Source organism: Streptomyces sp. NPDC002467 (assembly GCF_042889825.1).
Classification (GTDB): Bacteria; Actinomycetota; Actinomycetes; order Streptomycetales; family Streptomycetaceae; genus Streptomyces.
In genome coordinates, this window is the sequence record NZ_JBIARJ010000005.1 from 98,191 (window position 1) to 123,147 (window position 24,957).

Sequence of the window (24,957 nt, forward strand, 5' to 3'; positions counted from 1 at the left end):
TCCCGACCCACAGGGGGTTTTTAGAGGCTGTCGAGCGCCTTGATGTACTCGTTCAGGTCACGGGCGTCGGGCAGCCCGTTGACCACGGTCCAGCGCACTACGCCGTCCTTGTCGATGATGAAGGTGCCGCGGACCGCGCAGCCCTTCTCCTCGTCGAAGACTCCGTAGGCGCGGGAGGTCTCGCCGTGCGGCCAGAAGTCCGACAGCAGCGGGTAGTCGAGGCCCTCCTGCTCGCCGAAGACCCGAAGGGTGGGCACGGAGTCGTTGGAGACCGCGAGGAGCTGCACGTCGTCGTTCTGGAAGCGGGGCAGCTGGTCGCGCAGCTCGCACAGCTCGCCCGTGCAGACGCCGGTGAAGGCGAACGGGTAGAAGAGCAGCACCACGGCCTTCTCTCCCCGGAAGTCGGAGAGCCGCACCGTCGCGCCGTGGTTGTCCTTGAGCTCGAAGTCCGGGGCCTTGTCGCCGACCTCGATCGCCATCTCTCGCATCCCTTCGTTCCCGCATCCCTGCATTGGGCTGTTCGGGTGAGTCAAAGCCTAGGGCCTGGGGCTCCCGGAGCCGGGAACGCACACACCCCGCCGACCGGGGGTCACCTGGTCGGCGGGGTGTGGCTGCGTCTCCGCTCGGCTACGGGTGCGTCTCAGCGCTTGGTCTTCGCCGCGGTCTTGGGCGTCGCCAGCTTGGTGGAGGTCCACTCCTTGCCGACGGGCAGGCCCTTGGCCAGCGAAAGACCGGCGGTCTCGGCTGCCTCGCTGATGTCGCTGGCCTCGACGTAGCCGTCGCGGCCCGTCTTGGGCGTCAGCAGCAGGATCAGTGCGCCGTCCTCGACCAGCTCGGTCGCGTCGACCAGGGCGTCCGTCAGATCGCCGTCCTCGTCGCGGAACCACAGCAGCACGGCGTCGGCGACGTCGTCGTAGTCCTCGTCGGCAAGCTCATTGACGAGTGCCTCGACGGTTTCACGGAAATCCTGATCGACGTCCTCGTCGTAGCCGATCTCCTGGACCACCTGTTCGGACTGGAAACCCAGCCGGGCGGCCAGGTTCTCCGCGTGGTCCGCGGTCGCGCTCACGGGGTGCCTCCTGCTCATGTTCGGTGAATGTCTTCGGCGGCGCGCGTACGCGCAGCATTGGGCGTAGTCCACACGGGAGCGGCGGATCGCGCAAGTACCCGGCCGCCGAGACCGTCGAAACGGTGACGATTGCGGCCGTCTCGCCGCAACTTTCAGCCTTCCCGCATGGGCCTCTGGTGATTCATCCCACACCATTCCAGCTCATTCGGCATTGCATGAGGACTTTCCTACCTGTTTGAGGGACGAACGGCCTTGCGAAGGTGCCGCCCGGTTTGGGCGTAGGGTTGCGATTTGGCCGGTTCCGCCGCCGATCCCAGCGTCGCCCACCCCTACGTTTCCTGCCGACGCCAGGGGTTACCCGGTGGTACAGATGACGATCTCGGTCGAGAGTAAGACCATGGGAGGCGGTGAACACCGGTTACGGCCTCAGCACGACTCCCCCGACAGCGAAGGAACAGCGTGGCTTCCGCATCCGATCGCAATCCGATCATCATTGGCGGCCTCCCGAGTCAGGTCCCGGACTTCGATCCGGAGGAGACGCAGGAGTGGCTCGACTCCCTGGACGCAGCGGTCGACGAGCGGGGTCGCGAACGCGCCCGCTACCTCATGCTGCGCCTGATCGAGCGGGCCCGCGAGAAGCGCGTGGCCGTGCCCGAGATGCGCAGCACGGACTACGTCAACACGATCGCCACCAAGGACGAGCCGTTCTTCCCCGGCAACGAGGAGATCGAGCGCAAGGTCCTGAACGCCACTCGCTGGAACGCGGCCGTCATGGTCTCCCGCGCGCAGCGTCCGGGCATCGGCGTCGGCGGCCACATCGCCACGTTCGCCTCCTCCGCCTCCCTCTACGACGTGGGCTTCAACCACTTCTTCCGGGGCAAGGACGAGGGCGACGGCGGCGACCAGATCTTCTTCCAGGGCCACGCCTCCCCCGGCATCTACGCCCGCGCCTACCTCCTGGACCGGCTCACCGAGCAACAGCTCGACGCGTTCCGGCAGGAGAAGTCGAAGGCCCCCTACGGCCTTTCGAGTTACCCGCACCCGCGGCTGATGCCGGACTTCTGGGAGTTCCCGACCGTCTCGATGGGCCTCGGCCCGCTCGGTGCGATCTACCAGGCCCGGATGAACCGGTACATGGAGGCGCGCGGGATCGCGGACACCTCCAAGTCCCACGTTTGGGCGTATCTCGGCGACGGCGAGATGGACGAGCCGGAGTCGCTCGGCCAGCTGTCGATCGCCGCCCGCGAGGGCCTGGACAACCTGACCTTCGTCGTCAACTGCAACCTGCAGCGCCTCGACGGCCCGGTCCGCGGCAACGGGAAGATCATCCAGGAGTTGGAGTCGCAGTTCCGCGGCGCCGGCTGGAACGTCATCAAGCTGATCTGGGACCGCTCCTGGGACCCGCTGCTGGCCCAGGACCGCGACGGCATCCTGGTCAACAAGATGAACTCCACCCCGGACGGGCAGTTCCAGACGTACGCCACCGAATCGGGTGCGTACATCCGCGAGCACTTCTTCGGTGGTGACCAGCGGCTGCGCGCGATGGTCGAGAACATGACCGACTACCAGATCCAGCACCTGGGACGCGGCGGCCACGACCACAAGAAGGTCTACGCGGCCTACGCGGCGGCCAAGGCCCACAAGGGCCAGCCGACGGTGATCCTGGCGCAGACGGTCAAGGGCTGGACGCTCGGCCCGAACTTCGAGGGCCGCAACGCGACGCACCAGATGAAGAAGCTGACGGTCGACGACCTCAAGCGCTTCCGCGACCGCCTGCGCATCCCGATCACGGACCAGCAGCTGGAGAGCGGCGCGCCGCCGTACTACCACCCGGGCCGCGACTCGCCCGAGATCCAGTACATGCACGACCAGCGCAACGCCCACGGCGGTTACGTGCCGACCCGCGTGGTGCGCGCCAAGCCGCTCCAGCTGCCGGACGACAAGACGTACGCGGCCGCCAAGAAGGGCTCGGGCCAGCAGTCGATCGCCACCACGATGGCCTTCGTCCGCATCCTGAAGGACCTGATGCGGGACAAGGAGATCGGCAAGCGGTTCGTGCTGATCGCGCCGGACGAGTACCGCACCTTCGGCATGGACGCGTTCTTCCCGAGCGCCAAGATCTACAACCCGCTGGGCCAGCAGTACGAGGCGGTCGACCGCGACCTGCTGCTCGCGTACAAGGAGTCGCCGACCGGCCAGATGCTGCACGACGGCATCTCGGAGGCGGGCTGCACGGCCTCGCTGATCGCCGCGGGTTCGGCGTACGCGACGCACGGCGAGCCGCTGATCCCGGTCTACGTCTTCTACTCGATGTTCGGTTTCCAGCGCACGGGTGACCAGTTCTGGCAGATGGCCGACCAGCTGGCGCGCGGTTTCGTGCTGGGCGCGACCGCGGGCCGGACCACCCTGACGGGTGAGGGGCTCCAGCACGCGGACGGTCACTCCCAGCTGCTGGCCTCGACGAACCCGGGCTGCGTCGCCTACGACCCGGCCTACGGCTACGAGATCGCGCACATCGTGCAGGACGGTCTGCGGCGCATGTACGGGCCCGAGGCCGAGGACGTCTTCTACTACCTGACCGTCTACAACGAGCCGATCCAGCACCCGGCGGAGCCGGCGGACGTCGACGTGGACGGCATCCTCAAGGGCATCCACAAGGTGTCCACGGGCACGGCGGGCGCGATCGGGGCGCAGATCATGGCCTCGGGCGTGGCCGTGCCGTGGGCCCTGGAGGCCCAGCGGCTGCTCGCCGAGGACTGGAACGTCCGGGCGGACGTCTGGTCGGCGACCTCCTGGAACGAGCTGCGCCGCGAGGCCGTCGAGGTGGAGGAGCACAACCTGCTCCACCCGGAGGAGGAGCAGCGCGTCCCGTACGTGACGCGGAAGCTGTCGGGTGCGGAGGGTCCGTTCGTGGCGGTCTCCGACTGGATGCGCTCGGTCCCGGACCAGATCTCGCGGTGGGTGCCCGGCACGTACACCTCGCTGGGCGCGGACGGCTTCGGCTTCGCGGACACGCGCGGTGCGGCGCGGCGCTTCTTCCACATCGACGCGCAGTCGGTGGTCCTGGCCACGCTCACCGAGCTCGCCCGTGAGGGGAAGATCGACCGCTCGGTGCTGAAGCAGGCGGTCGACCGTTACCAGCTGCTGGACGTGACGGCGGCGGACCCTGGCGCGGCCGGCGGCGACGCGTAGTTTCACCCTTGCGAGGGGGTGCCGGGACACTTGTCCCGGCACCCCCTTCGCATGTCCTTACGATGCTGCGCATGAAGGAACCCTCACGTCAGGCGCGCTGGGAGCGCTGGACCCAGACCCCGCTGCTGGTCCTCGCCCTGGCCTTCGCCGTCGCCTACGCCGTGCCCATCGTGGCGCCGGACGCGGATCCGGCGGTGCATCGGGCCTGCACCCACGCGGAGTGGGTGGTGTGGGGGGCCTTCGCCCTCGACTACCTGGTGCGCCTGACCCTCGCCCCGGCCCGGAAGCGGTTCGTCCGGACCCACTGGCTGGACCTGGCGGCGGTGGTGCTGCCGCTGGTCCAGCCTCTCCGGCTGCTCCGGCTGGTCGCCACCCTGATGCTGGTGGGGCGGCGGGCCCGGATGGCCCCGCAGATCCGGCTGACGACGTACGTGGCCGGGGCCGTGGTGGGGCTGCTGATGTTCGGCTCCCTCGCGGTGCTGAGCGTGGAGCGGGACGCGCCCGACGGGAACATCAAGAACCTGGGCGACGCGGTGTGGTGGTCCTTCACCACCATGACGACCGTCGGGTACGGGGACCACTCCCCCACCACCGGCATGGGCCGGGTGCTGGCCGTCGGGCTGATGCTGTCGGGGATCGCCCTGCTCGGTGTGGTCACCGCGAACATCGCGGCCTGGTTCATCGCCCGGTTCGAGCGGGACGACCAGGTGGAGCGGCTCCAGCTGGTCGCCCTCCAGGAGCTCCAGGCCGAGGTACGGGCGCTGCGCGCCGAGGTCGCCCGGCTGGGCGGCGGGGAGGCCGACCAGCCGGGTGCCCCGGCGCCGCGCGAGCCGGCGCCTAGTGCTCCCACACCTTGAACGCACGTACCTGGTAGGGCGACTGGGGCAGCCAGACCCCGTCGCCGGAGTAGGTCTGGAACTCGCCGGTCTCCCCGCACTCGGCGGACTGGTAGGTGGTGACGGGGCGGCCGGTCCGGTTGGCGAGGGACTGTGCGCTGGTCCCGGCGGGCAGCGCGGTGCAGCTCTCGATGTCGATGCCGCTCAGCTCGTAGGTCTGCCGCTTGCCCTTGAACTCCGCCTTGCCCCACAGGCACAGCTGCCCGGTGGCGCAGCCGTTCAGCGTCGGCGGGCCGGCCGCGTGTGCGGGGCCGGCTGTGCTCGGGATCAGGGCGGTCAGGGTCAGGGCGAGGACGGCGAAAGCAGTGTTCCACGTACGCATGACGGGTCAACTCCTTGATGACGGGCGGTACCCGGACCGTTTCCGGGGCTTCGCCGACACCACGCTGACCTGCAAGGACGGGCGGACGGAAGGGGCTGCCGGCAGCTCCACCCGGATAGGCGACAGCCCCGCCGGAACCGTCCGGCGGGGCTGTCGTGCGTACGGAGTTGACGCCTCCGGCGCCCAGGAGGACGCCCGGGAGGACGCCGGGGCGACACGCGGGCGGCGGCTCAGATGTGGGCCGCGCCCGCTCCCTGGGCGGCGTTCGCGCCGCGCTTGGTGAAGCAGGCGACGACGGCGGCGAGGACCGCGACGACACCGGCGACGGTGAAGGCGGTGCCCATGCCGTCCACGAACGTCTCGTGGGCGACGTCGGTGATCTTCTGCGCGATCTCGGCCGGGACGCCCGGGGGCACCGGGGCGATGCCCACCTGGACCCCCTTCTCGGCGAGCTCGGCCTGCTCCGGGGTGAGCGGGGGCAGTTCGGCGGCCCGCCAGTTGTCCCCGAACGAGTTGCCGACCGTGCTCGCCATGACCGCTCCGAGGACGGCGGTGCCGAGGCTGCCGCCGACCTGCATGGCGGCCTGCTGGAGCCCCCCGGCCACGCCGGACAGCTCCAGCGGGGCGTTGCCGACGATGACCTCGGTGGCGCCGACCATGACGGGCGCGAGGCCGAGGCCGAGCAGGGCGAACCAGAGCGACATGGTGAGGGTGCCGGTGCCCGGGGTGAGCTGCGCCATCCCGAAGCAGGCGGCCGCGGTGGCGGCCATGCCGGCGACGAGCGGGATGCGCGGGCCGACCTTGGTGATGGCGGCGCCGGCCAGCGGCGAACCGATGATCATCATGCCGGTCAGCGGGAGCAGGTGCATGCCGCTGTCGACGGGGCTCATCCCGTGGACGTTCTGCAGGTAGAAGGTGACGAAGAACAGGCCGCCCATGAAGGCGAAGGCCATCAGGACCATCAGCACGGTGCCCGCGGACAGCGGCAGCGAGCGGAACATGCCCAGCGGGATCAGCGGCTCGGCGACCCTGGTCTCCCAGAAGGTGAAGAGGAAGAAGCCGAGCACGGAGCCGGCGAGGAAGAGGAGCGTCCGGGAGTCGCCCCAGCCCCATTCCGCGGCCTTGATCAGGGCCCAGATGAGGGAGAACATCGCCGCCGACAGCAGCAGGATGCCGAGGAGGTCGAAGGAGCGCGGGGCGTTCTCCGCCCGGTGGTCGACCAGGATGAACAGGCCGAAGAGCAGCGCGACGATCCCGACGGGCACGTTGATGAAGAACACCGACTGCCAGCTGACGTGCTCGACGAGCAGGCCGCCGACGATGGGGCCGGCCGCGGTCGAGGCGCCGATGACCATGCCCCAGATGCCGATGGCCATGTTGAGCTTCTCGGCGGGGAAGGTGGCGCGCAGCAGACCGAGCGCGGCGGGCATCAGCAGCGCGCCGAACAGGCCCTGGGCGACGCGGAAGCCGATGACGAGCTCGACGCCGGAGGACAGGCCGATCGCGGCGGAGGAGAGCGCGAAGCCCGCGATGCCCATGAGGAAGGTCTGGCGGTGGCCGAAGCGGTCGCCGAGCTTGCCCGCGGTGATCAGGGAGACCGCGAGGGCCAGCAGGTAGCCGTTGGTGATCCACTGGACCTCGGCGAGCGTGGCGCTGAGGTCCTGCTGGATCGCGGGGTTGGCGACGGCGACGATCGTGCCGTCGAGGGTGACCATCATGACGCCGATCGCCACGGCGAAGAGGGTCAGCCAGGGGTGGCCGCGCAGCCCGGGACGGGCCGCGGCGGGCTCCGATTCCTTGGCCAGGGTGATCTGACTAGTCATGCCGACAGGTTAGTGACAGCGACTGACACTTCACAGACGGGTTAACGCGACAGTAACTGTCAGGTCTGTCACAGGTAGCCTGACCCCTCACTCAGCGTCAGAGAGGACTCCTTGCGGTGATGACCGACTCGGACGCCGGAGCCGCCGGCGGACTGCGCGAGCGCAAGAAGCGGCGTACCAGGGACGCTCTGCTGCGCGCCGCCCTGCTGCTCTTCCTCGCCCGGGGGTACGAGCGGACGACCGTCGACGAGATCACCGACGCCGTGGACGTGTCCCAGCGCACCTTCTTCCGCTACTTCGCGAACAAGGAGGAGGTGGCCTTCGCCGTCCAGGACCTCGTCGAGTCGCACTTCGTCGCGGCGCTGCGGTCCCGGCCGGCCGGGGAGGGTCCCTTCGAGGCGATGCGGGCGGCGGTGCTCGACGCGTGGGACACCCTCGACGAGGCCATCTCGGAGGTGGTCCCGGTCGACCTCTACATGCGCACCTACCGGATGATCGAGTCGACCCCGGCGCTGCTCGCGGTGCACCTGCGGCGCTCGACGGAGCTGGAGGAGCGGATCGCCCGGCTGATAGCGGAGCGCGAGGGCCTCGACGTCGACGCCGATCCGCGGCCGCGAGTGGCCGTAGCCGCCTTCACCGGAGTGATGCGGGTCACAGGACGGCTCTGGGGGCAGGGCGAGGACACGAGCGTGGCCGCGATCCGCCGGATGACCGAGAGCTACCTCGACCAGATCGGCCCGGCCCTGTCGGCCCCTTGGCGCACACCGGCCTGACCCGCCCGCACGCCTCGCGGCTCGCGGCCCGGCCCGCCACGCCCGACCGGCCGTGAGTCGCGTCACCAAAACCCTTGATCCTTCCCGGCGTTCGCCGGTACGGCGCGACGCGCCCCGCCGGCCGCGCGACCCGCGCCGGACCTGGCAGGACGGTCGACGGGGCCACGCTCCCCGGTCGGGCGTACGGGGGTCGGCCCGGCCTACCCGGACGGCCGTGAGGCGCGTCACCCGGAGCGTCCTGGCGGGAAGACGTCTCATACGCTGGTCGTAGTGAACGTGCCCGGCCTCGCCCACCCCACCGCCCTTGGCGCCGACCCGCGCCCTGCCGCCCTGCGTGCCCTGCTCGCGCTCGCGGTGGTCTTCGTCCTGCTCGCGACCACCGGTTGGACCGCCGTGCACCGCCCCGAGGGCGGGACCCCGCTGCGGGCGGCCTCGCTGGCCGCCTGGAAGAGCGCACGGATCGACGGCCGCCCGGTGCCGCCCGCGGACGCGGACGCCTCCACCGTGGCCCGCTTCTTCGCCGGCCTCGACTCCGCCCAGCGGTCCGACCTCGCCGAGAGCTACCCCCTCGTCGTCGGCAACCTCGACGGGACCCCGGCCACGACCCGCTACCGGGCCAACCTCCTCGGCCTGCTCCAGGCCATCCAGATGGAGGAGGCGCGCAGCCGCGACGTCGCCCTGACCCCCGCCGACCGTGCCACGGCGGTCCGCCGCTCCCACCGCTTCGAGTCGCTCGCCGAACCCGGCCGGCAGATCCTCGCCTTCGACCCGACCGGCAACGGCCTGGTCGCCGAGGTCTTCGGCGACCTCGACCAGGCGCGCCGGGTCTCGGTGATCGTCCCCGGCGTCGACACCGACGCGCTCACCTTCGAGCGCACCCAGCGCCACTTCACGGCCCCCGTCGGCATGGCCGAATCCCTGTACGAGGCCGAGCGCACGGCCCGGCCCGACAGCCGGACCGCGGTCATCGCCTGGGCCGGCTACACCGCCCCCACCGGGGTCGGCATGGACGCGGCCACCGGCCACATGGCCTTCGACGGCGCCGTCCGCCTCAAGGCACTGACCGGGGCCCTGCCCGGGAATTCGAGCGTGGCCCTGTTCTGCCACAGCTACGGATCGGTGGTGTGCGGGGTCGCCGCGCACGAACTCCCCGCGCGGGTCACGGACATCGTGGTGGCGGGCAGCCCCGGCATGCGCACGCAGAACGTCGCCGGACTGCACACCTCGGCCCGGGTCTGGGCCACCCGCGACCAGGGCGACTGGATCGCCGACGTACCGCACCTGGAGGTCGGCGGGCTGGGCCACGGCGCCGACCCGGTCTCCCCGGACTTCGGCGCACGACTGCTCTCCTCGGCCGGGGCCAAGAGCCACACCGGCTATTTCACGCCAGGCACGGACTCGCTGCGCAACTTCGCCGAGGTCGGAACCGGCGCGTTCCGTTCCATCGTCTGCGCGGCCGGTGCGGACGCATGCGGACGCGGAGTCTCCGGAACGGAGCAGGACTGACGCGGGCGTCCCCCTCGCCGCCGGGCCTGAAAACGGGCCCCGCAACGAGGGGGACGCACGGGGGTGCCTCCCTTTACGATGTGGCTCATGGGTGACGTACTGGCCGGAAACCATGCCGTCTGGGAGTTCGACTCGGACTCGGTGCTCATCCGCTTCGCACGGGGGATGCGAACGCCAAGGCTCTTTCACGCCCTCGGCCCGCGCCGGATCCCTCTGGAAGCGGTGTCCGGGGTGACCTTGACCCCCGGGAAGCGGGACACGGTGGTGCTGCGCGCCGTCCCGCGGCTTGGCGCGGATCCGCTGCTGGAGGCCGCCGCGGGGCAGCTGCGGGAGGTCTGCGACCCGTACCGGCTGGTCCTGCCCGGCGAACGGGCCCCGCAGGCCGCCGCCTTCGCCGACGCCCTGCTGGCCCGGCTGGTTCCGGACGCGGCCGAGCCGGCCGAGCGCTTCCTGGTCGGCGTGCCCCGGCCCGCGCTGCTGAAGGCGTACGACGCCCGGGTGGACTTCGACGGGTCCGCGATCACCTTCCACTGGTCGCGTACGGGCGCCACGAGCACCAAGTGGAAGGCCTGCGACCAGCGTTACGCGTTGTCCGCGCTCGCGGGGGTGGAATGGCACTCCCCCGAGGGGCCCGGCGGACACCTGCGGCTGCTGTTGCGGGACGCCGTCGGGGATCCGCGGCCGGACCACGACCTGGCGGCGGCCGTGTTCGGCATGGGGTACGGGGCGGTGCACGAGTCGCTGCCGTTCGCGGCGGGGGTGCTGGCCGCGGTGCGGGGGCGGGCCGCGGTGTCCTCGGTGCCCCGCGCGCGGGGCACCGGCGAGCGGCTCCACCACCTGAGCGAGCTGCACAGTGCGGGGCTCCTGACGGACGCGGAGTACGCGGCGCTGCGGGATCGTTTCTCCGCGGAGTCTTTTTAGGCCGGGGCCTGCCGGGCGGGCGTGCCGGGCGGGCCTGCCGGTCGGGCGTGGCGTGACGAGCGGGCCGGGCGCGGAGCCGCTGCGCGGGGCCGGTCCCCTACCCGCCCTTCCACCGTTCCCCGGGGCTCCCGCCCCGGACCCCGGTCCTCAAACGCCGGACGGGCTGAAACGACGGCCTCGCCGGCGCCCGAGGCGCGGAGGTCCGAGGTCAGGACTCGCGGACGACCGACGTGAACGACATGTCCGGGTAGCGGTCGCCCGCGACGGCGGCGGCGATCGGTTCCAGGAGGGACAGTTCCGCCGCCGTGAGGGTGATCCCCGCCGCGGCGGTGTTCTCGCGGAGGCGACCCGGCTTGCGGGTGCCCGGGATCGGGATCACCGTCAGGCCGTGCACCTGCGCCCGCTGCTGCACCCACGCCAGGGCGATCTGCGCCGGGGTGGCACCGCGCCCGGCCGCCACCTCCCGGATCGGGGCCAGCAGCGCGGCATTGGCCTTCGCGTTGTCCCCGCTGAACCGCGGCTGGCGGAGCCGGAAGTCGCCCTCCGACAACTCCGCCGCGGCGTCCGCGAACGCCCCCGCCAGGAAGCCCCGCCCCAGCGGCGAGTACGGCACGAAGGCCACGCCCAGCTCCGCCGCCGCGCCGACCGCGCTGCGCTCCACGTCCCGGCTGAAGAGCGACCACTCCGACTGGAGGGCCGAGATCGGGTGGACGGCGTGGGCCTCGCGCAGCTCCGCGCCCGTGACCTCGCTCAGCCCGAGCCGGCGGACCTTGCCCTCGGCCACCAGCTCCGCCATCTCCCCCACCGACTCGGACAGCGGGACGGCCGGGTCGCGCCGGTGCATGTAGTAGAGGTCGATGACGTCCACGCCGAGTCGGCGCAGGCTGCCCTCGACGGCCCGGCGGATGTAGGAGCGCTCGTTGCGGATGCCCCGGTAGGTCGGGTCCTCGTTGCGCTCGATGCCGAACTTCGTCGCGAGGGTGATCTCGTCGCGGTGCGCGGCCACGAACGGGGCGAGGAACTCCTCGTTCTTCCCCTGCCCGTATACGTCCGCCGTGTCGAAGAGGGTCACCCCGGCGGCCAGCGCCGCTTCCAGCGTCTCGCGGGCCGCGGCCTCGTCGACGGCCCCGTAGTGCTCGCTCATGCCCATGCAGCCGAGGCCCTGGACGCCGACGAGCGGTCCGCCCTTGCCGAGTTCGACCCGGTCCAGCCGATGCGTCGTGTTGTTCTGCTCCGTCATGATCGTGCCTTCCCCGAGTAAATGCCGATCTTGTAGTCCAGTACGGCGAGCGCGTCGGTCAGCTCCGTGAGCCGCGCCCGCACCTCGCTCCGCGTCCGTTCCAGCAGCGCGCGGCGCTCGTCGAACGTGTGGTCGCCCTCGCGGACCAGTTCCGCGTAGCGGACCATGTCCGCCACCGACATCCCGGTGGCGCGCAGCTTGCCGACGAAGGACAGCCAGTTCAGGTCCTGGTCGCTGAAGCGGCGCTGCCCCGAGTGGGAGCGGTCCACGTGCGGCATCAGCCCGATCCGCTCGTACCAGCGCAGGGTGTGCTGGGTCAGACCGGTGCGGGCCTCGACCTCGCTGATCGTGTACCGCGTCTGCGTCAGGCTCTGGCTCATGGCCCATACGCTAAAACCCTTGAGTGCACTCCAAGCAAGTAGGCTCGGCGGCATGGAGAGCGTGGAGGGCGTCAACAGCATGGAAAGCCTGCGGATCATCGAGACCTGGCCGGTGGGGACCGCCGCCGCGGCCGTCGTGCGCGCCGACGGGACCCTGGCCGGTTCCCACGGGCCCGTCGACCACCGTTTCGCGCTGGCCTCGGTGACCAAGCCGCTCGCCGCGTACGCCGCCCTCGTCGCGTACGAGGAGGGGGCCGTCGAGCTGGACGAGCCGGCCGGGCCCGAGGGGTCGACGGTCCGTCACCTCCTCGCCCACACCAGCGGTCTGGCCTTCGACGAGCACCGGGTGACAGCCCCGCCCGGGGACCGCCGGCTGTACTCGAACGCCGGTTTCGAGGTGCTCGGCGACCACATCGCCAAGGCCACCGGGATCCCCTTCGCCGAATACCTCCACCAGGCGGTCTTCGAGCCGCTCGGCATGACCTCCAGCAGCCTGGAGGGCTCCCCCGCCAAGGACGGCGTCTCCACCGTCTCCGACCTGCTGCGGTTCGCCGCCGAGCTGCAGGCGCCCCGGCTGCTCGACGTCCGGACGGTCGCCGAGGCCACCTCCGTCGTCCACCCCGGCCTCAAGGGCGTCCTGCCGGGTTACGGGCACCAGTCCCCCAACGACTGGGGACTCGGCGTGGAGATCCGCGACGGCAAGTCCCCGCACTGGACGGGCGCTTCCTCCTCGCCGCGCGCTTTCGGCCACTTCGGACAGTCGGGCACCTTCCTGTGGGTGGACCCGGACGCCCGCGCCGCGTGCGTGGCGCTCACGGACCGCGCCTTCGGCCCGTGGGCCGTCGCGGCCTGGACCCCGTTCACCGACGCGGTCCTGGCAGAGCTGCGCTCCCGGTAGAAGACCTACGCGGGCAGTTCGAAGATCAGCAGTTCGCCCGGGGAACCCGCGGTGACCTCCAGGCCCTTCTCGCCGGTGATCCGCACCGAGTCCCCGGGGCCGAGCTCGGCCCCGTCCAGCCGCAGGTCCCCGCGCACCACGTGCAGGTAGACCCGCTCCGCCTCCGGTACGGGCAACCGCTCGCCCGCGCCGGGCCGCCGGACGTGCAGGACGGCGCCGGCCTCGGGGATCCCGTACGGCGTGGCGTCGTCGACGTCCGCGACCACCTCGTACGAGGGCTCCCCGCCCGCGGTGAGGGGCGCGAGCCAGATCTGCACGAAGCGCAGTCGCTGCGCGCCGTCGTTGCGCTCGACGTGCCGCGCCCCGGAGCCGGCGCTGAGCCGCTGGACGTCCCCCGGGCGGACCACGCCCCGCTCTCCGGTGCTGTCCTGGTGGGTGAGCTCGCCCTCGACGACCCAGGTGACGATCTCGGTGTGGCTGTGCGGGTGCTCGTCGAATCCGGCGCCGGGGGCGAGGGTCTCCTCGTTGCAGGCCAGGACGGGTCCGAAGCGCAGGTTGTCCGGGTCGTAGAAGGACCCGAAGGAGAAGGCGTGGCGGCTGGTGATCCCGGCGTCCGGGTCCCCGCCCTCGTACCGGTCCGTACCGCGGCGCACATCAATCATGAGGGCCACCGTAGCGGCGGGGCGGCGCCGTGCACGGGACCGGACTCCGCACAGCCCGGTCGATAAGGCAGTCTTGTCCCGTGCCCCAACCCGAACGTGAGCATTCCCCCGCGACACAGGCCGCGCACCCCGTGGCTCCCGCCCATCCGCACGCCGCGACACTGCGCCGGCTGGAGAAGTCATCCGGCCGGCTCGCCGCGAACGCGATCGCGCGCATGGACGAGACCCTGCCGTGGTACCGGGCGATGCCCCCGGAGAACCGGTCCTGGATCGGCCTGGTCGCGCAGGCCGGCATCGCCGCGTTCACGGAGTGGTTCCGGCACCCCGAGACCCCGCAGGCGATCTCGACCGACGTCTTCGGGACGGCTCCGCGCGAGCTGACCCGGGCGATCACGCTGCGCCAGACGGTGGAGATGGTCCGCACCACGATCGAGGTCATGGAGACCGCGATCGAGGAGGTGGCGGCCCCGGGCGACGAGTCGATCCTGCGCGAGGCGCTGCTGGTGTACGCCCGGGAGATCGCCTTCGCGACGGCCCAGGTGTACGCGCAGGCCGCCGAGGCGCGCGGCGCGTGGGACGCCCGGCTGGAGTCCCTCGTCGTCAACGCGGTGCTGTCCGGCGAGGCCGACGAGGGCGCGCTGTCGCGTGCCGCGGCGCTCGGCTGGAACTCGCCGGAGCACGTGTGCGTGGTGCTCGGCACCGCCCCGGAGGGGGACAGCGAGCTGACGGTCGAGGCGATCCGGCGCGCTGCCCGCCACCACAAGCTCCAGGTCCTCACGGGTGTGCTGGGCGACCGCCTGGTCGTCATCGCGGGCGGCAGCGACAACCCGCTCCAGGTCGCGAAGTCCCTGATCGGCCCGTTCGCGGCCGGTCCGGTCGTGGCCGGTCCGGTGGTGCCGGACCTGCTGAACGCGACGAAGTCGGCGCAGGCCGCGGCGGCCGGACTGAAGGCCTGCACGGCCTGGCAGGACGCCCCGCGCCCGGTCCTGGCGGACGATCTCCTGCCGGAGCGGGCGATCGCCTCGGATCCCGCTGCCCGAGAGCAGCTGGTGGAGGAGATCTACAGACCGCTGGAGGAGGCGGGGTCGGCGCTGCTGGAGACGCTGAGCGTCTACCTGGAGCAGGCGAGCAGCCTCGAAGGGGCCGCCCGCATGCTGTTCGTGCACCCGAACACGGTGCGCTACCGGCTCCGACGTGTGACCGACGTCACCGGCTGGTCGCCGTCGGATGTCCGCTCGGCGTTCACGTTGCGGATCGCCCTGATTCTGGGGCGCCTGGCCGACGGGGATCCCCAGTCCTAGACTTTTGTCGGACATCAACAATTACCCCGACCGTTCTTGGTCCCTGTCCCCACGGGCGGCAGGGACCATCCACAAGAGAGAGTGTGAGGGTGCTCGTACTCGTCGCTCCCGGCCAAGGCGCTCAGACGCCCGGCTTCCTGACTCCCTGGCTGGACCTTCCCGGTGCCGCCGACCGCGTTGCCGCGTGGTCGGACGCCATCGGGCTGGACCTCGCCCACTACGGCACGAAGGCTGACGCCGACGAAATCCGCGACACGGCGGTGGCGCAGCCGCTGCTGGTCGCCGCGGGTCTGCTGTCCGCGTCCGCCCTGGGTTCGACCACCGCTTTCGGTGCCGTCTCCGGTCACAGCGTCGGCGAGATCACCGCCGCCGCGGTCGCGGGCGTGCTGTCCGAGGCCGACGCGCTGTCCTTCGTACGGACGCGCGGTCTGGGCATGGCCGAGGCCGCCGCGGTCACCGAGACCGGCATGGCCGCCGTTCTCGGCGGCGACCGCGACGTGGTCGTCGCCCACCTGGAGAAGCTGGGGCTGACCCCGGCCAACATCAACGGAGCGGGCCAGATCGTGGCCGCCGGCACCATGGAGCAGATCGCTGCCCTGGAGGCCGACAAGCCCGAAGGCTCCATGAAGGTCGTCGCCCTCAAGGTCGCGGGCGCCTTCCACACGCACCACATGGCCCCGGCGGTCGCCACGCTGGAGGAGGCCGCCAAGGCCCTCTCCCCGGCGGACCCGGAGCTGAAGTACGTCTCCAACAAGGACGGCGCGGTCGTCACCTCGGGCGCCGATGTCGTCGCCCGCCTGGTCGGCCAGGTCGCGAACCCGGTCCGCTGGGACCTGTGCATGGAGACGTTCGGCGAGCTGGGCGTCACCGGAATCATCGAGCTCTGCCCCGGCGGCACCCTGACGGGCCTGGCCAAGCGCGCGCTGAAGGGCGTTCCGAGCGTGGCCCTGAAGACGCCGGACGATCTCGACAAGGCCGCGGCGCTCGTCGCCGAGCAGTCGGCCTGAGCGAAGGAGCCCACACAGCATGTCCAAGATCAAGCCGGCCAAGGGCTCCCCGTACGCCCGCATCCTCGGCGTCGGCGGTTACCGCCCGGCCCGTGTGGTGCCCAACGAGGTCATCCTCGAGACGATCGACTCGTCCGACGAGTGGATCCGTTCCCGGTCCGGCATCGCGACGCGCCACTGGGCCTCGCCCGAGGAGACCGTCGCCGCGATGTCGGTGGAGGCCTCCGGCAAGGCGCTGGCCGACGCCGGTGTCTCGCCCGAGCAGATCGGCGCGGTGATCGTCTCCACGGTCTCGCACTTCAAGCAGACCCCGGCCGTCGCGACCGAGATCGCGCACCGGGTCGGCGCCGTCAAGCCGGCCGCCTTCGACATCTCCGCCGGCTGCGCCGGGTTCGGCTACGGCCTGACCCTGGCCAAGGGCATGGTCGTCGAGGGCTCGGCAGAGTACGTACTTGTCATCGGCGTGGAGCGGCTCTCGGACCTGACCGACCTGGAGGACCGCGCGACGGCCTTCCTGTTCGGTGACGGGGCCGGCGCCGTGGTCGTCGGCCCCTCGAACGAGCCGGCCATCGGCCCCACGGTGTGGGGTTCGGAGGGCGACAAGTCCGAGACCATCAAGCAGACCGTGCCGTGGGACGAATACCTCGGCAAGGACGGCGGCGAGAAGTTCCCGGCCATCACGCAGGAGGGTCAGGCGGTCTTCCGCTGGGCCGTCTTCGAGATGGCCAAGGTGGCCCAGCAGGCGCTCGACGCGGCCGGGATCACCGCGGACGACCTGGACGTCTTCATCCCGCACCAGGCAAACATGCGGATCATCGACTCGATGGTGAAGACTCTGAAGCTGCCGGAGCACGTGACGGTCGCCCGTGACGTGGAGACCACCGGCAACACCTCGGCCGCCTCGATCCCGCTCGCAATGGAGCGGCTCCTGGCGACCGGAGCGGCGAAGAGCGGCGACACCGCGCTCGTCATCGGCTTCGGGGCGGGACTCGTCTACGCCGCGACGGTCGTTACCCTCCCCTAGGGCCGGGATCCGTTTCCAGCCCTGTTCCACCTCAGTAGCTATAGAAGGAGCGCCACATGGCCGCCACGCAGGCAGAGATCGTCGAGGGTCTCGCGGAGATCGTCAACGAGATCGCGGGCATCCCGGTCGAGGACGTCGAGATCGACAAGTCCTTCACCGACGACCTGGACGTCGACTCGCTGTCCATGGTCGAGGTCGTCGTCGCCGCCGAAGAGCGCTTCGACGTCAAGATCCCGGACGAGGACGTCAAGAACCTCAAGACGGTCGGCGACGCCGCCGACTACATCCTGAAGCACCAGGCCTGAGCCTGACGAGCGTTTGTCGCCACCCGGCGGTGGCGCCGTGACAATTCAGCACCCCCTGAGACGTGGAGAAAGAATTCCTGTGAGCCCGACCAATCGCACCGTGGTCGTCACCGGTATCGGCGCAACCACTCCGCTGGGTGGCGACAGCGCTTCGACCTGGGAAGGTCTGCTTGCCGGCCGTTCCGGCGTGAAGCCCCTGGAGGGCGAACGCTTCGCCGAACTCCCGGTCCGCATCGCCGCCCCGGTCGCCGTGGACCCGAGCGAGGTCCTGCCCCGCCCCCTGGCCCGCAAGCTGGACCGCTCGGCGCAGTTCGCCGTCATCGCGGCCCGTGAGGCCTGGGCCGACGCGGGTTACACCGCCCCGGCCGGCGAGGACGAGTCCATCGTCCCCGAGCGCCTGGGCACCGTCATCGCCTCCGGTATCGGCGGCGTGACGACCCTGCTCGACCAGTACGACGTACTGAAGGAAAAGGGTGTGCGCCGGGTCTCCCCGCACACCGTCCCGATGCTCATGCCGAACGGCCCCTCGGCCAACGTCGGCCTGGAGGTCAACGCCCGTGCGGGCGTGCACACTCCGGTCAGCGCCTGCGCGTCCGGCGCCGAGGCCATCGGCTACGCCGTCGAGATGATCCGTACCGGCCGCGCCGACGTGGTCGTCGCGGGCGGCACCGAGGCGGCGATCCACCCGCTGCCGATCGCCGCGTTCGCCAACATGATGGCGATGTCCAAGAACAACGAGAGCCCGACCACGGCTTCCCGCCCGTACGACAAGGCCCGTGACGGCTTCGTGCTGGGCGAGGGCGCGGGCGTGGTGATCCTGGAGTCCGCGGAGCACGCCGCCGCGCGTGGCGCCCGTGTCTACTGCGAGGTGCTGGGCCAGGGCCTGTCCGCCGACAGCCACCACATCGCGCAGCCGGAGCCGACGGGCCGCGGTGTCGCGGCCGCCGTGCAGAACCTGCTCGACAACACGGGCCTCGACCCGGCCGAGCTGGTCCACCTCAACGCGCACGCCACGTCCACCCCGCAGGGTGACACGGCCGAGCTGAAGGCCCTGCGCAAGGTTCTGGGCGACGACCTCGACCACATCGCGATCTCCGCGACCAAGTCGATGACCGGTCACCTGCTCGGTGGCGCCGGTGGTATCGAGACCGTCGCGACCGTGCTGGCCCTGTACCACCGGCTGGCCCCGCCGACGATCAACTGCGACGACCTGGACGACGAGATCGACGCGGACATCGTGCGCGGCGAGCCGCGCAAGCTGCCGGCCGACGGCCCGATCTCCGCGATCAACAACTCGTTCGGCTTCGGCGGTCACAACGTGACGCTCGCCTTCCGCAGCGTGTGATCCCGTAGGACGTGAAAAAGGGGCCCCGCCCGGCGACTGCCGGGCGGGGCCCCTTTTTCACGTCCTACGACGTCAGACCACCTGGTGTAGCCAGCGGACCGGGGCTCCCTCGCCCGCGTAGCGGAAGGGTTCCAGTTCGTCGTCCCAGGGCTTGCCGAGCAGTTTGGCGATCTCCGCCTCCAGGTCGGTCTCACCGCGCGCCGACCGGGCCAGGGCGGCGCGCAGCCGGTCCTCCGGGATGAGGATGTCGCCGTGCATGCCGGTGACGGCGTGGAAGATGCCCAGCTCCGGGGTGGAGCTGTAGCGCTCGCCCTCGGCGGTCGGACAGGGCTCCGAGGTCACCTCGAACCGCAGCAGGTGCCAGCCGCGCAGTGCGGAGGCGAGCTTCGAGGCGGTGCCCGCTTCGGCCTGCCAGGAGAACTCGGCTCTCCAGGTGCCGGGGGAGGCGGGCTGACGGATCCAGTCGAGGTTCACCCGCACCCCGAGCACTCCCGCAACAGCCCATTCCACGTGCGGGCAGAGCGCACGCGGTGCGGAATGCACGTACAGAACTCCACGTGTCGTCACCGGGACCTCCAGTGTGGGACGAGGTCGGGAATAAACTCCAGAAAACGGACAGTATGTGACGTGATGTAATGTAACGGAAATTATTTGACATTGCGCTACGGGACTTGCGGCCGAAACGCCACGGGAAAAAGCTACCGTGCGCCAGGGGTCGTGGTGTGACGTACGGTCGCTCCGAAGCCCGCGAACACGGAGCTTTCACTCAGCAGGACCCCCGGACGACACGGGGACGACGAGGAGGGGACCTTCCCATGCGCACCACCCCCGCACGCCGCCGCGCGCGCCGCGCATTCGCGGGCGCGGGCGCTGCGGCCGTGCTGCTGGCCGGCCCGATGACGGGGTGCGGCCCGGGCGGGTCGGGCGGTGGCGGGGGCCGGCCGGAGGCCCATGCCGGGCCGCGCTGGAACACGGCGCCCGCCTCCATCGCGGCGGTGGGCGACTCGATCACCCGTGGTTTCGACGCCTGTTCGGTGCTGGCGGACTGCCCGGAGGTCTCCTGGGCCACGGGCAACGACCCCGCGGTGCGCTCCCTGGCCACGCGCCTGATCGGGGACGTCGAGGCCCCCGGGCGCAGCTGGAACTACGCGGTGACCGGCTCGCGCATGGCGGATCTGACGGGGCAGCTGGCCGAGGCGGCCGGGCACAAGCCCGACCTGGTCACGGTCATGGTGGGCTCGAACGACGCCTGCCGGCCCACGGCTTCGTCGATGACTCCGGTGGCGGAGTTCCGGGCCGGTTTCGAGCAGGCCCTGGCCGGACTGCGGGCCGCGTCGCCCACCTCGCAGGTGTACGTCTCCAGCGTGCCGGACCTCCAGCGGCTGTGGGAACAGGGCAAGGACAGCCCGATGGTCCGGCAGATCTGGAAGCTGGGCATCTGTCAGTCGATGCTCGCCGACCCCCTGTCGGCGGGCTCGGACGCGACGGCCCGGCGCGAGCAGGTACGGGCGCGGGTGGTGGAGTACAACGAGGTGCTGCGCGAGGTCTGCGCGAAGGACGCGCTGTGCCGCTACGACGGCGGCGCGGTGTTCCAGTACCCTTTCTCGGCGCAGCAGTTGAGCCGCTGGGACTGGTTCCATCCGGGCAAGGACGGGCAGGCGCGGCTCGCGGAACTGGCGCACCGACAGGTGACGGCCGCGGAACCGCCGCGTTGACGCTCATGTGAACGAAGAAGTGGACGAAGGACCGGGCGGGGGTCAGGACCCTCCCCCGGCTACCGCTGGGGGACCCCCTCCCGGTCCGGCTTCTATCGACCCCAACAGGGGTGATTTCCGGCCATACGGCGTGTCACGCGAGGTCGAGCGTCGCGCTCAGTCGCGTGTCGCCGTGCGAGTGGCTCGCGCGGACCTCGTAGGTGCCGCCGATCCGCTGCCAGCCGCGGGCCTCCTCGTCCCAGATCTCGAAGGCCCGGGCGGGCAGGGCGATCTCGGTCTCGACGCTCTCGCCGGGGCCCGCCTCGACGCCGGCGAAGGCGGCCAGCCAGCTCGCCGGGCGCTCGACGGAGTCCGCGAGGGGGGCCAGGTAGACTTGGACGACCTCGCGGCCCGGGCGGGTGCCGGTGTTGGTGAGGCGGACCCGGACGGTGTCGGGGGTGACCTCCAGCGACTCGTACGCCCAGTCGGTGTAGCCGAGGCCGTGCCCGAAGGGGAAGGCGGGCTCGATGGACCGCGCCTCGTAGGCCCGGTAGCCGATGAACAGGCCCTCGGTGTACTCCAGGCGTCCCTCGGTGGGGACGACCTCGGTGACGGGCGCGTCGGCGAAGCGGGCGGGCCAGGTGGTGGGCAGGCGCCCGCCCGGCTCGCGGTCGCCGAGGAGCACGTCGGCCAGCGCGGCCCCGCCCTCCTGTCCGGGGAACCAGGTCAGGAGCACCGCGGCGACGTCCTCGCGCCACGGGAGCTCGACCGGGGAGCCGGCGTTGACGACGACCACGGTGTTCGGGTTGACGGCGGCGACGGCGCGCACCAGGTCGTCCTGGCGGCCCGGGAGCGCGAGGTCGGCGCGGTCGAAGCCCTCGGACTCCACGCGCTCGGTGGTGGCGACCACGACGACGGCGGTGTCGGCGGCGCGGGCGGCCTCCACGGCCTCGGCGATCAGTTCGTCGGCCTCGCGCCGCGGGCCGAGGTGGAGCAGGGAGAACATGATGGCCCGCATCGGGAGCCCGCTGGTGTCGGGGACCTGGTAGGTCAGCGACACCTCGACGGGGACGCCCTCGGTGAGGGTGAGGCGGGTCCGCTCGCTCGGGGCGCCGAAGAAGGCCTCGAAGGGGTCGGCCTCGTTGCCCATCTGCTGGACGCCCTCCCAGCGCCGCTCGCCGTCGACGGCGAGGGCGAAGGCGCCGAGGCCGCGGGTGCCGAAGGCGTGCTCGCCGCTCTCGCGCGGCAGGAAGGTGCCGGTGACCTCGATGCTCGCCATGTTGGCGTAGCTCGCGCCGGCGGGCAGGTCGTCGCCGATCCACTGGACCTGGCCGGTCGGCAGGGTGCCCTCGCCGACGACCGCCCCGGAGGCGTCGCGGCAGATCGCGCGGAGCTCGAAGCCCTTGTCGGCGGGGGTCAGTTCGTCGGAGGGGTCGGCGCCGACGGTGTAGGTGAGCGCGCCCTCGGGCAGGGCGGCGGCGAGCCCGTCGAGCGGGGAGACGATCCGCTCGGGGAAGACGGTGGCGCTGCCGCCGCCGAGGACGCGGGCGTCGCGGGCCGCGGCGCCGATGAGGGCCACGGTGCCGCCGGAGGCGCCGTCGAGCGGGAGGGCGCCGTTCTCGTTGCGTACGAGGACGAAGCCGCGGGCGGCGAGCTCCCGGGCCAGGGCCTGCCCGTCGATGGGGGCGGGGAGCTGCTCGACGGCGGCGGGGACGCCCTCCAGGGCGCCGACGCGGGCGGCGAGCCGCAGCACGTTGCGGACGGCGGCGTCGACGGCGGACTCGGGGACCTCCCCGACGCGGACGGCTTCGGCGAGGGCGGGGCCGTAGACGGTCTGCGGGCCGGGCATGGCCACGTCCATGCCGCCGAGGATGTCCCCGGCGGTGGAGCGGGCGGCCATCCAGTCGGACACGTTGTAGCCGTCGAAGCCCCATTCGGCGCGCAGGACGTCGTTGACGAGGTACTGGTGCTCGGTCATCGTGATGCCGTTGACCCGGTTGTAGGCGGTCATGATGCCCCAGGGGTGGGCGCCCTCGACGATGGCCTCGAAGGGCGCCAGGTAGAGCTCGCGCAGCGGGCGCGGGGCGATGACGCTGTCGACGGTGAACCGCTCGGTCTCGGCGTCGTTGCCGACGAAGTGCTTGACGGTGGTGCCGACGCCGCCGTCCTGGACGCCGCCCACGTAGCCGCTGCCGATGGCTCCTGTGAGGTAGGGGTCCTCGGAGTAGCACTCGAAGTGCCGGCCGCCGAGCGGGGAGCGGTGCAGGTTGACGGTGGGGGCGAGGAGGACGTGGACGCCCTTGCGGCGGGCCTCCTGCGCGAGGAGGCGGCCGGCGCGACGGGCGAGCGCCGGATCCCAGGCGGCGGCGAGCGCGGTGGGCGAGGGCAGCGCGATGGACGGGTCGTCGGCGGTCCAGCGCACGCCGCGGACCCCGATGGGGCCGTCTGACATGACCAGGGACTTCAGCCCGATCTCGGGGATCTCGGGGAGGGTCCACATGTCCTGTCCGGACAGCAGGCGGGCCTTGGTGTCGAGATCCAGCTTGTCCAGGGCCGCTTCCACGGCGTCTTCACGGATCTGCTCGCGGGCCTGATCGGCATCGGTCACGGCCGTGCCTCCTCGTCGATTGCGGTGCGGGTGCTGTGCGGTGCCCCCATCGTGGACCCGTTCCCTGTTGAACGGTAGGGTTCGTGATGTGTTCGTGATGTAGGGATGCCGTACGGTCCTCTGGAGGCTGCGAAGGGAAGGGGTGCGGGGATGGTCCGAGCCAGGAGCGAGGAGCGCCGCGAGGAGATCGTCCTCGCGGCCCTCGAAGTGATCGCGGAGCGCGGCTACCGGGGCGCGGCCCTGGCCACCGTCGCCGAGCGGGTGGGCCTGACCCAGCAGGGGCTGCTGCACTACTTCCCGACGAAGGAGGCCCTGCTGGTCGCGGTGCTGGAGGAGCGCGACCGGTGGGACACGGGCGGCGGCTCGCGCGTCTCGGCCGACAGCTGGCGCCTGGACCTGCTGGATTCGCTGGTGGAGTACAACGCCATGCGGCCGGGCGTCGTGCAGACCTTCTCGGCGCTGCTCGGCGAGAGCGTCACCGAGGAGCATCCGGCCCGCGCGTTCTTCACCGAGCGCTACGAGCAGGTCCGCCGCGAGATGGCCTCGCTGCTGCGCAGCGAGTTCGGAGACCGCCTGCCGTCGGGCCTCACCCCGGAAGAGGCGGCCCCGCTGCTGACGGCCGTCATGGACGGGCTCCAGTACCAGTGGCTGCTCGCCCCGGAGTCGGTGGACATGCCGGCCGCGTTCCGCTCCTTCCTCACGCTGTTGCGGGGCCCCGCCGCATAGCCGCCGGGCCGGTCGTGCATCCTTCTCCCGACGGGCTACCGGGGGGAGTTGGGGATGGAGACCGAGAAGAAGGTCGCGTGGTCGGAGCTGTTCTTCGACCTGGTGCTGGTGTTCGCCGTGACGCAGGTGTCGGCGCTGCTCCACCACGACCACGGCTGGAGCGGCACCGGGCGGGCCGTGATCGCGTTCATCCCGATCTACTGGGTGTGGGTCGGCAACACCGTGTACTCCAACACCCATGACGCGGAGCGGCCGCTGAACCGGATCGCGCTCTTCGCGGCCGGGCTGTGCGGCCTGATGATGGCCCTGGCCCTGCCGGAGGCCTTCGGGGACCGCGGGCTGCTGTTCGCCGGGGCCTACTTCTGCGCCCGCCTGCTGCTCGCGGCGCTGGCACACGTCCCCGGGCGGCGCCCGACACCCACCCCGGCCGTCCTGTCGGTGCTGATCAGCGGCCCGCTGCTGCTGGCCGGCGGTGTCCTCGACGGTGGGGCCCGGATCGGGCTGTGGGCGCTGGCGGCCGCCGTGGACCTGGCCGCGCCCCGGCTGACGCGCCGCAACATGATGCGCCTGGACTTCGAATCGGGGCACCTCGCCGAGCGGTTCGGCCTGTTCGTGATGATCGCGCTGGGCGAGTCGATCGTCGCGGTCGGCGCCCCGGTGGCCTCCGCCCCCGAGCTCGGCGCCGGCTCTCTGGCGGCCGTCGCCGTGGCCTTCACGCTGGTGTGCAGCCTGTGGTGGGTCTACTTCCACCTGGCGGCGAGTGCGGTCCGGCACGGGCTGGAGACCGCGGCCGTACGGGCGGACGTGGCCCGGCAGGTCCTCTCCTACGGGCACCTCTCGCTGATCGCCTCGGTCATCGCGGTGGCCGTCGGCATGGCGGAAGCCGTCGCCCACCCCGGGCAGCGACTCCCGCTCGGTGTGGCCGCCCTCCTGTACGGGGGCTGCGCCCTCTACCTCGCGACCTTCGGGTACACGCGCTGGCACCTGTTCCGGTCCTGGTCGGTGACCCGGCTCGTGGCCGCCGCGGTCACCCTGGCCCTGCTGCCGCCGGCCGCGCTGCTGCCCTCGCTGGGCGCCCTGACGCTCCTGACCGTGCTGGTCACCGTCCTCAACCTCACGGAACTCGCCCTCGTCCGCACCCGCGGCGGCCTCCCGGGCGGCCCGGCGCCCACCGCCGAGCCCGCGCCCGCACCCTAGGGCCTGGGGGGGGACAACCCCCGCCCGCCCCCGCGGGGCGGGCCGGGGGGGTTGGGCGGCGGCCGGGG

General features: G+C 71.7%; 23 protein-coding genes. 14 read left to right on the plus strand and 9 right to left on the minus strand.

Going from position 1 to position 24,957, the window contains the following annotated elements:
• Positions 1–20: 20 nt before the first annotated feature.
• Positions 21–479: a peroxiredoxin gene (locus tag ACFYYJ_RS12975; protein ID WP_385128853.1), complete on the minus strand. Its 459-nt coding sequence runs from the start codon at positions 477–479 to the stop codon at positions 21–23.
• Between the two features lie 161 nt (positions 480–640).
• Positions 641–1,069, minus strand: coding sequence for a DUF3052 domain-containing protein (locus ACFYYJ_RS12980; RefSeq protein WP_385128852.1), 429 nt, complete (start codon positions 1,067–1,069; stop codon positions 641–643).
• 459 nt (positions 1,070–1,528) lie between these two features.
• Here ACFYYJ_RS12980 and aceE point away from each other — a divergent pair, with 459 nt between their 5' ends.
• On the plus strand, positions 1,529–4,261 hold the full coding sequence (aceE, locus tag ACFYYJ_RS12985) for a pyruvate dehydrogenase (acetyl-transferring), homodimeric type (protein WP_389131704.1): 2,733 nt from the start codon (positions 1,529–1,531) through the stop codon (positions 4,259–4,261).
• A 71-nt stretch (positions 4,262–4,332) separates the two neighbouring features.
• The gene (locus tag ACFYYJ_RS12990; RefSeq protein ID WP_385128850.1) at positions 4,333–5,118 is read left to right on the plus strand and encodes a potassium channel family protein; all 786 of its coding nucleotides are present in this window, start codon (positions 4,333–4,335) and stop codon (positions 5,116–5,118) included.
• Here the strand turns inward: ACFYYJ_RS12990 and ACFYYJ_RS12995 are convergent.
• Both ACFYYJ_RS12995 and ACFYYJ_RS13000 read right to left on the minus strand, forming a co-directional pair.
• Entirely contained in the window at positions 5,099–5,479 is a 381-nt protein-coding gene (locus ACFYYJ_RS12995) for a peptidase inhibitor family I36 protein (protein WP_385128849.1), read from the minus strand. The two genes, ACFYYJ_RS12990 and ACFYYJ_RS12995, sit on opposite strands and share 20 nt — an antisense overlap.
• Before the next feature lie 230 nt (positions 5,480–5,709).
• A complete protein-coding gene (locus ACFYYJ_RS13000; RefSeq protein WP_389131708.1) occupies positions 5,710–7,302 on the minus strand; it encodes an MFS transporter in 1,593 nt (530 codons plus the stop codon).
• A 119-nt stretch (positions 7,303–7,421) separates the two neighbouring features.
• Between ACFYYJ_RS13000 and ACFYYJ_RS13005 the strand changes: the two genes are divergently transcribed.
• The 3 genes from ACFYYJ_RS13005 to ACFYYJ_RS13015 all read left to right on the plus strand — a co-directional run bounded on the left by ACFYYJ_RS13005 (position 7,422) and on the right by ACFYYJ_RS13015 (position 10,502).
• Positions 7,422–8,075 (plus strand): TetR/AcrR family transcriptional regulator, encoded by a 654-nt coding sequence (locus tag ACFYYJ_RS13005; RefSeq protein ID WP_385364196.1) that lies wholly within the window; start codon positions 7,422–7,424, stop codon positions 8,073–8,075.
• Positions 8,076–8,345: 270 nt separating this feature from the next.
• Positions 8,346–9,581: an alpha/beta hydrolase gene (locus ACFYYJ_RS13010; protein WP_385128846.1), complete on the plus strand. Its 1,236-nt coding sequence runs from the start codon at positions 8,346–8,348 to the stop codon at positions 9,579–9,581.
• Positions 9,582–9,668: 87 nt separating this feature from the next.
• Positions 9,669–10,502, plus strand: coding sequence for a DUF4429 domain-containing protein (locus tag ACFYYJ_RS13015; protein WP_389131712.1), 834 nt, complete (start codon positions 9,669–9,671; stop codon positions 10,500–10,502).
• Positions 10,503–10,710: 208 nt separating this feature from the next.
• Here ACFYYJ_RS13015 and ACFYYJ_RS13020 read toward each other — a convergent pair whose 3' ends face one another.
• Both ACFYYJ_RS13020 and ACFYYJ_RS13025 read right to left on the minus strand, forming a co-directional pair.
• Entirely contained in the window at positions 10,711–11,742 is a 1,032-nt protein-coding gene (locus tag ACFYYJ_RS13020) for an aldo/keto reductase (RefSeq protein WP_389131715.1), read from the minus strand.
• Entirely contained in the window at positions 11,739–12,122 is a 384-nt protein-coding gene (locus ACFYYJ_RS13025) for a MerR family transcriptional regulator (RefSeq protein ID WP_385128843.1), read from the minus strand. The genes ACFYYJ_RS13020 and ACFYYJ_RS13025 overlap by 4 nt, the downstream gene beginning before the upstream one ends.
• A gap of 79 nt (positions 12,123–12,201) precedes the next feature.
• Between ACFYYJ_RS13025 and ACFYYJ_RS13030 the strand changes: the two genes are divergently transcribed.
• Positions 12,202–13,020 (plus strand): serine hydrolase domain-containing protein, encoded by an 819-nt coding sequence (locus tag ACFYYJ_RS13030; RefSeq protein WP_385128879.1) that lies wholly within the window; start codon positions 12,202–12,204, stop codon positions 13,018–13,020.
• Positions 13,021–13,025: 5 nt separating this feature from the next.
• Here the strand turns inward: ACFYYJ_RS13030 and ACFYYJ_RS13035 are convergent, their stop codons facing one another.
• The gene (locus ACFYYJ_RS13035; RefSeq protein ID WP_385128842.1) at positions 13,026–13,682 is read right to left on the minus strand and encodes a pirin family protein; all 657 of its coding nucleotides are present in this window, start codon (positions 13,680–13,682) and stop codon (positions 13,026–13,028) included.
• 80 nt (positions 13,683–13,762) lie between these two features.
• Between ACFYYJ_RS13035 and ACFYYJ_RS13040 the strand changes: the two genes are divergently transcribed.
• The 5 genes from ACFYYJ_RS13040 to fabF all read left to right on the plus strand — a co-directional run bounded on the left by ACFYYJ_RS13040 (position 13,763) and on the right by fabF (position 18,664).
• Positions 13,763–14,983: a PucR family transcriptional regulator gene (locus ACFYYJ_RS13040; protein ID WP_384579598.1), complete on the plus strand. Its 1,221-nt coding sequence runs from the start codon at positions 13,763–13,765 to the stop codon at positions 14,981–14,983.
• Between the two features lie 89 nt (positions 14,984–15,072).
• The gene (locus ACFYYJ_RS13045; RefSeq protein ID WP_385128841.1) at positions 15,073–15,990 is read left to right on the plus strand and encodes an ACP S-malonyltransferase; all 918 of its coding nucleotides are present in this window, start codon (positions 15,073–15,075) and stop codon (positions 15,988–15,990) included.
• A 19-nt stretch (positions 15,991–16,009) separates the two neighbouring features.
• Entirely contained in the window at positions 16,010–17,014 is a 1,005-nt protein-coding gene (locus tag ACFYYJ_RS13050; RefSeq protein ID WP_385128840.1) for a ketoacyl-ACP synthase III, read from the plus strand.
• A gap of 56 nt (positions 17,015–17,070) precedes the next feature.
• Positions 17,071–17,319, plus strand: a complete 249-nt coding sequence (locus ACFYYJ_RS13055) for an acyl carrier protein (protein WP_376660493.1) — start codon at positions 17,071–17,073, stop codon at positions 17,317–17,319.
• A 79-nt stretch (positions 17,320–17,398) separates the two neighbouring features.
• Positions 17,399–18,664, plus strand: a complete 1,266-nt coding sequence (gene fabF, locus ACFYYJ_RS13060; RefSeq protein WP_385128839.1) for a beta-ketoacyl-ACP synthase II — start codon at positions 17,399–17,401, stop codon at positions 18,662–18,664.
• 72 nt (positions 18,665–18,736) lie between these two features.
• On the opposite strand, the gene ACFYYJ_RS13065 is transcribed toward fabF, so the two are convergent.
• Positions 18,737–19,231 carry a DUF3145 domain-containing protein gene (locus ACFYYJ_RS13065; protein ID WP_366860087.1) on the minus strand — a complete coding sequence of 165 codons (495 nt, stop codon included), beginning with the start codon at positions 19,229–19,231 and terminating at the stop codon, positions 18,737–18,739.
• Between the two features lie 248 nt (positions 19,232–19,479).
• On the opposite strand from ACFYYJ_RS13065, the gene ACFYYJ_RS13070 reads away from it, so the two are divergent.
• Positions 19,480–20,379 carry an SGNH/GDSL hydrolase family protein gene (locus tag ACFYYJ_RS13070; protein ID WP_385127806.1) on the plus strand — a complete coding sequence of 300 codons (900 nt, stop codon included), beginning with the start codon at positions 19,480–19,482 and terminating at the stop codon, positions 20,377–20,379.
• 133 nt (positions 20,380–20,512) lie between these two features.
• On the opposite strand, the gene ACFYYJ_RS13075 is transcribed toward ACFYYJ_RS13070, so the two are convergent.
• On the minus strand, positions 20,513–22,966 hold the full coding sequence (locus ACFYYJ_RS13075; protein ID WP_389131724.1) for a beta-glucosidase: 2,454 nt from the start codon (positions 22,964–22,966) through the stop codon (positions 20,513–20,515).
• Between the two features lie 150 nt (positions 22,967–23,116).
• On the opposite strand from ACFYYJ_RS13075, the gene ACFYYJ_RS13080 reads away from it, so the two are divergent.
• Both ACFYYJ_RS13080 and ACFYYJ_RS13085 read left to right on the plus strand, forming a co-directional pair.
• Positions 23,117–23,692 (plus strand): TetR/AcrR family transcriptional regulator, encoded by a 576-nt coding sequence (locus ACFYYJ_RS13080; protein ID WP_389131727.1) that lies wholly within the window; start codon positions 23,117–23,119, stop codon positions 23,690–23,692.
• 54 nt (positions 23,693–23,746) lie between these two features.
• On the plus strand, positions 23,747–24,889 hold the full coding sequence (locus tag ACFYYJ_RS13085; RefSeq protein WP_389131730.1) for a low temperature requirement protein A: 1,143 nt from the start codon (positions 23,747–23,749) through the stop codon (positions 24,887–24,889).
• Positions 24,890–24,957: the final 68 nt, after the last annotated feature.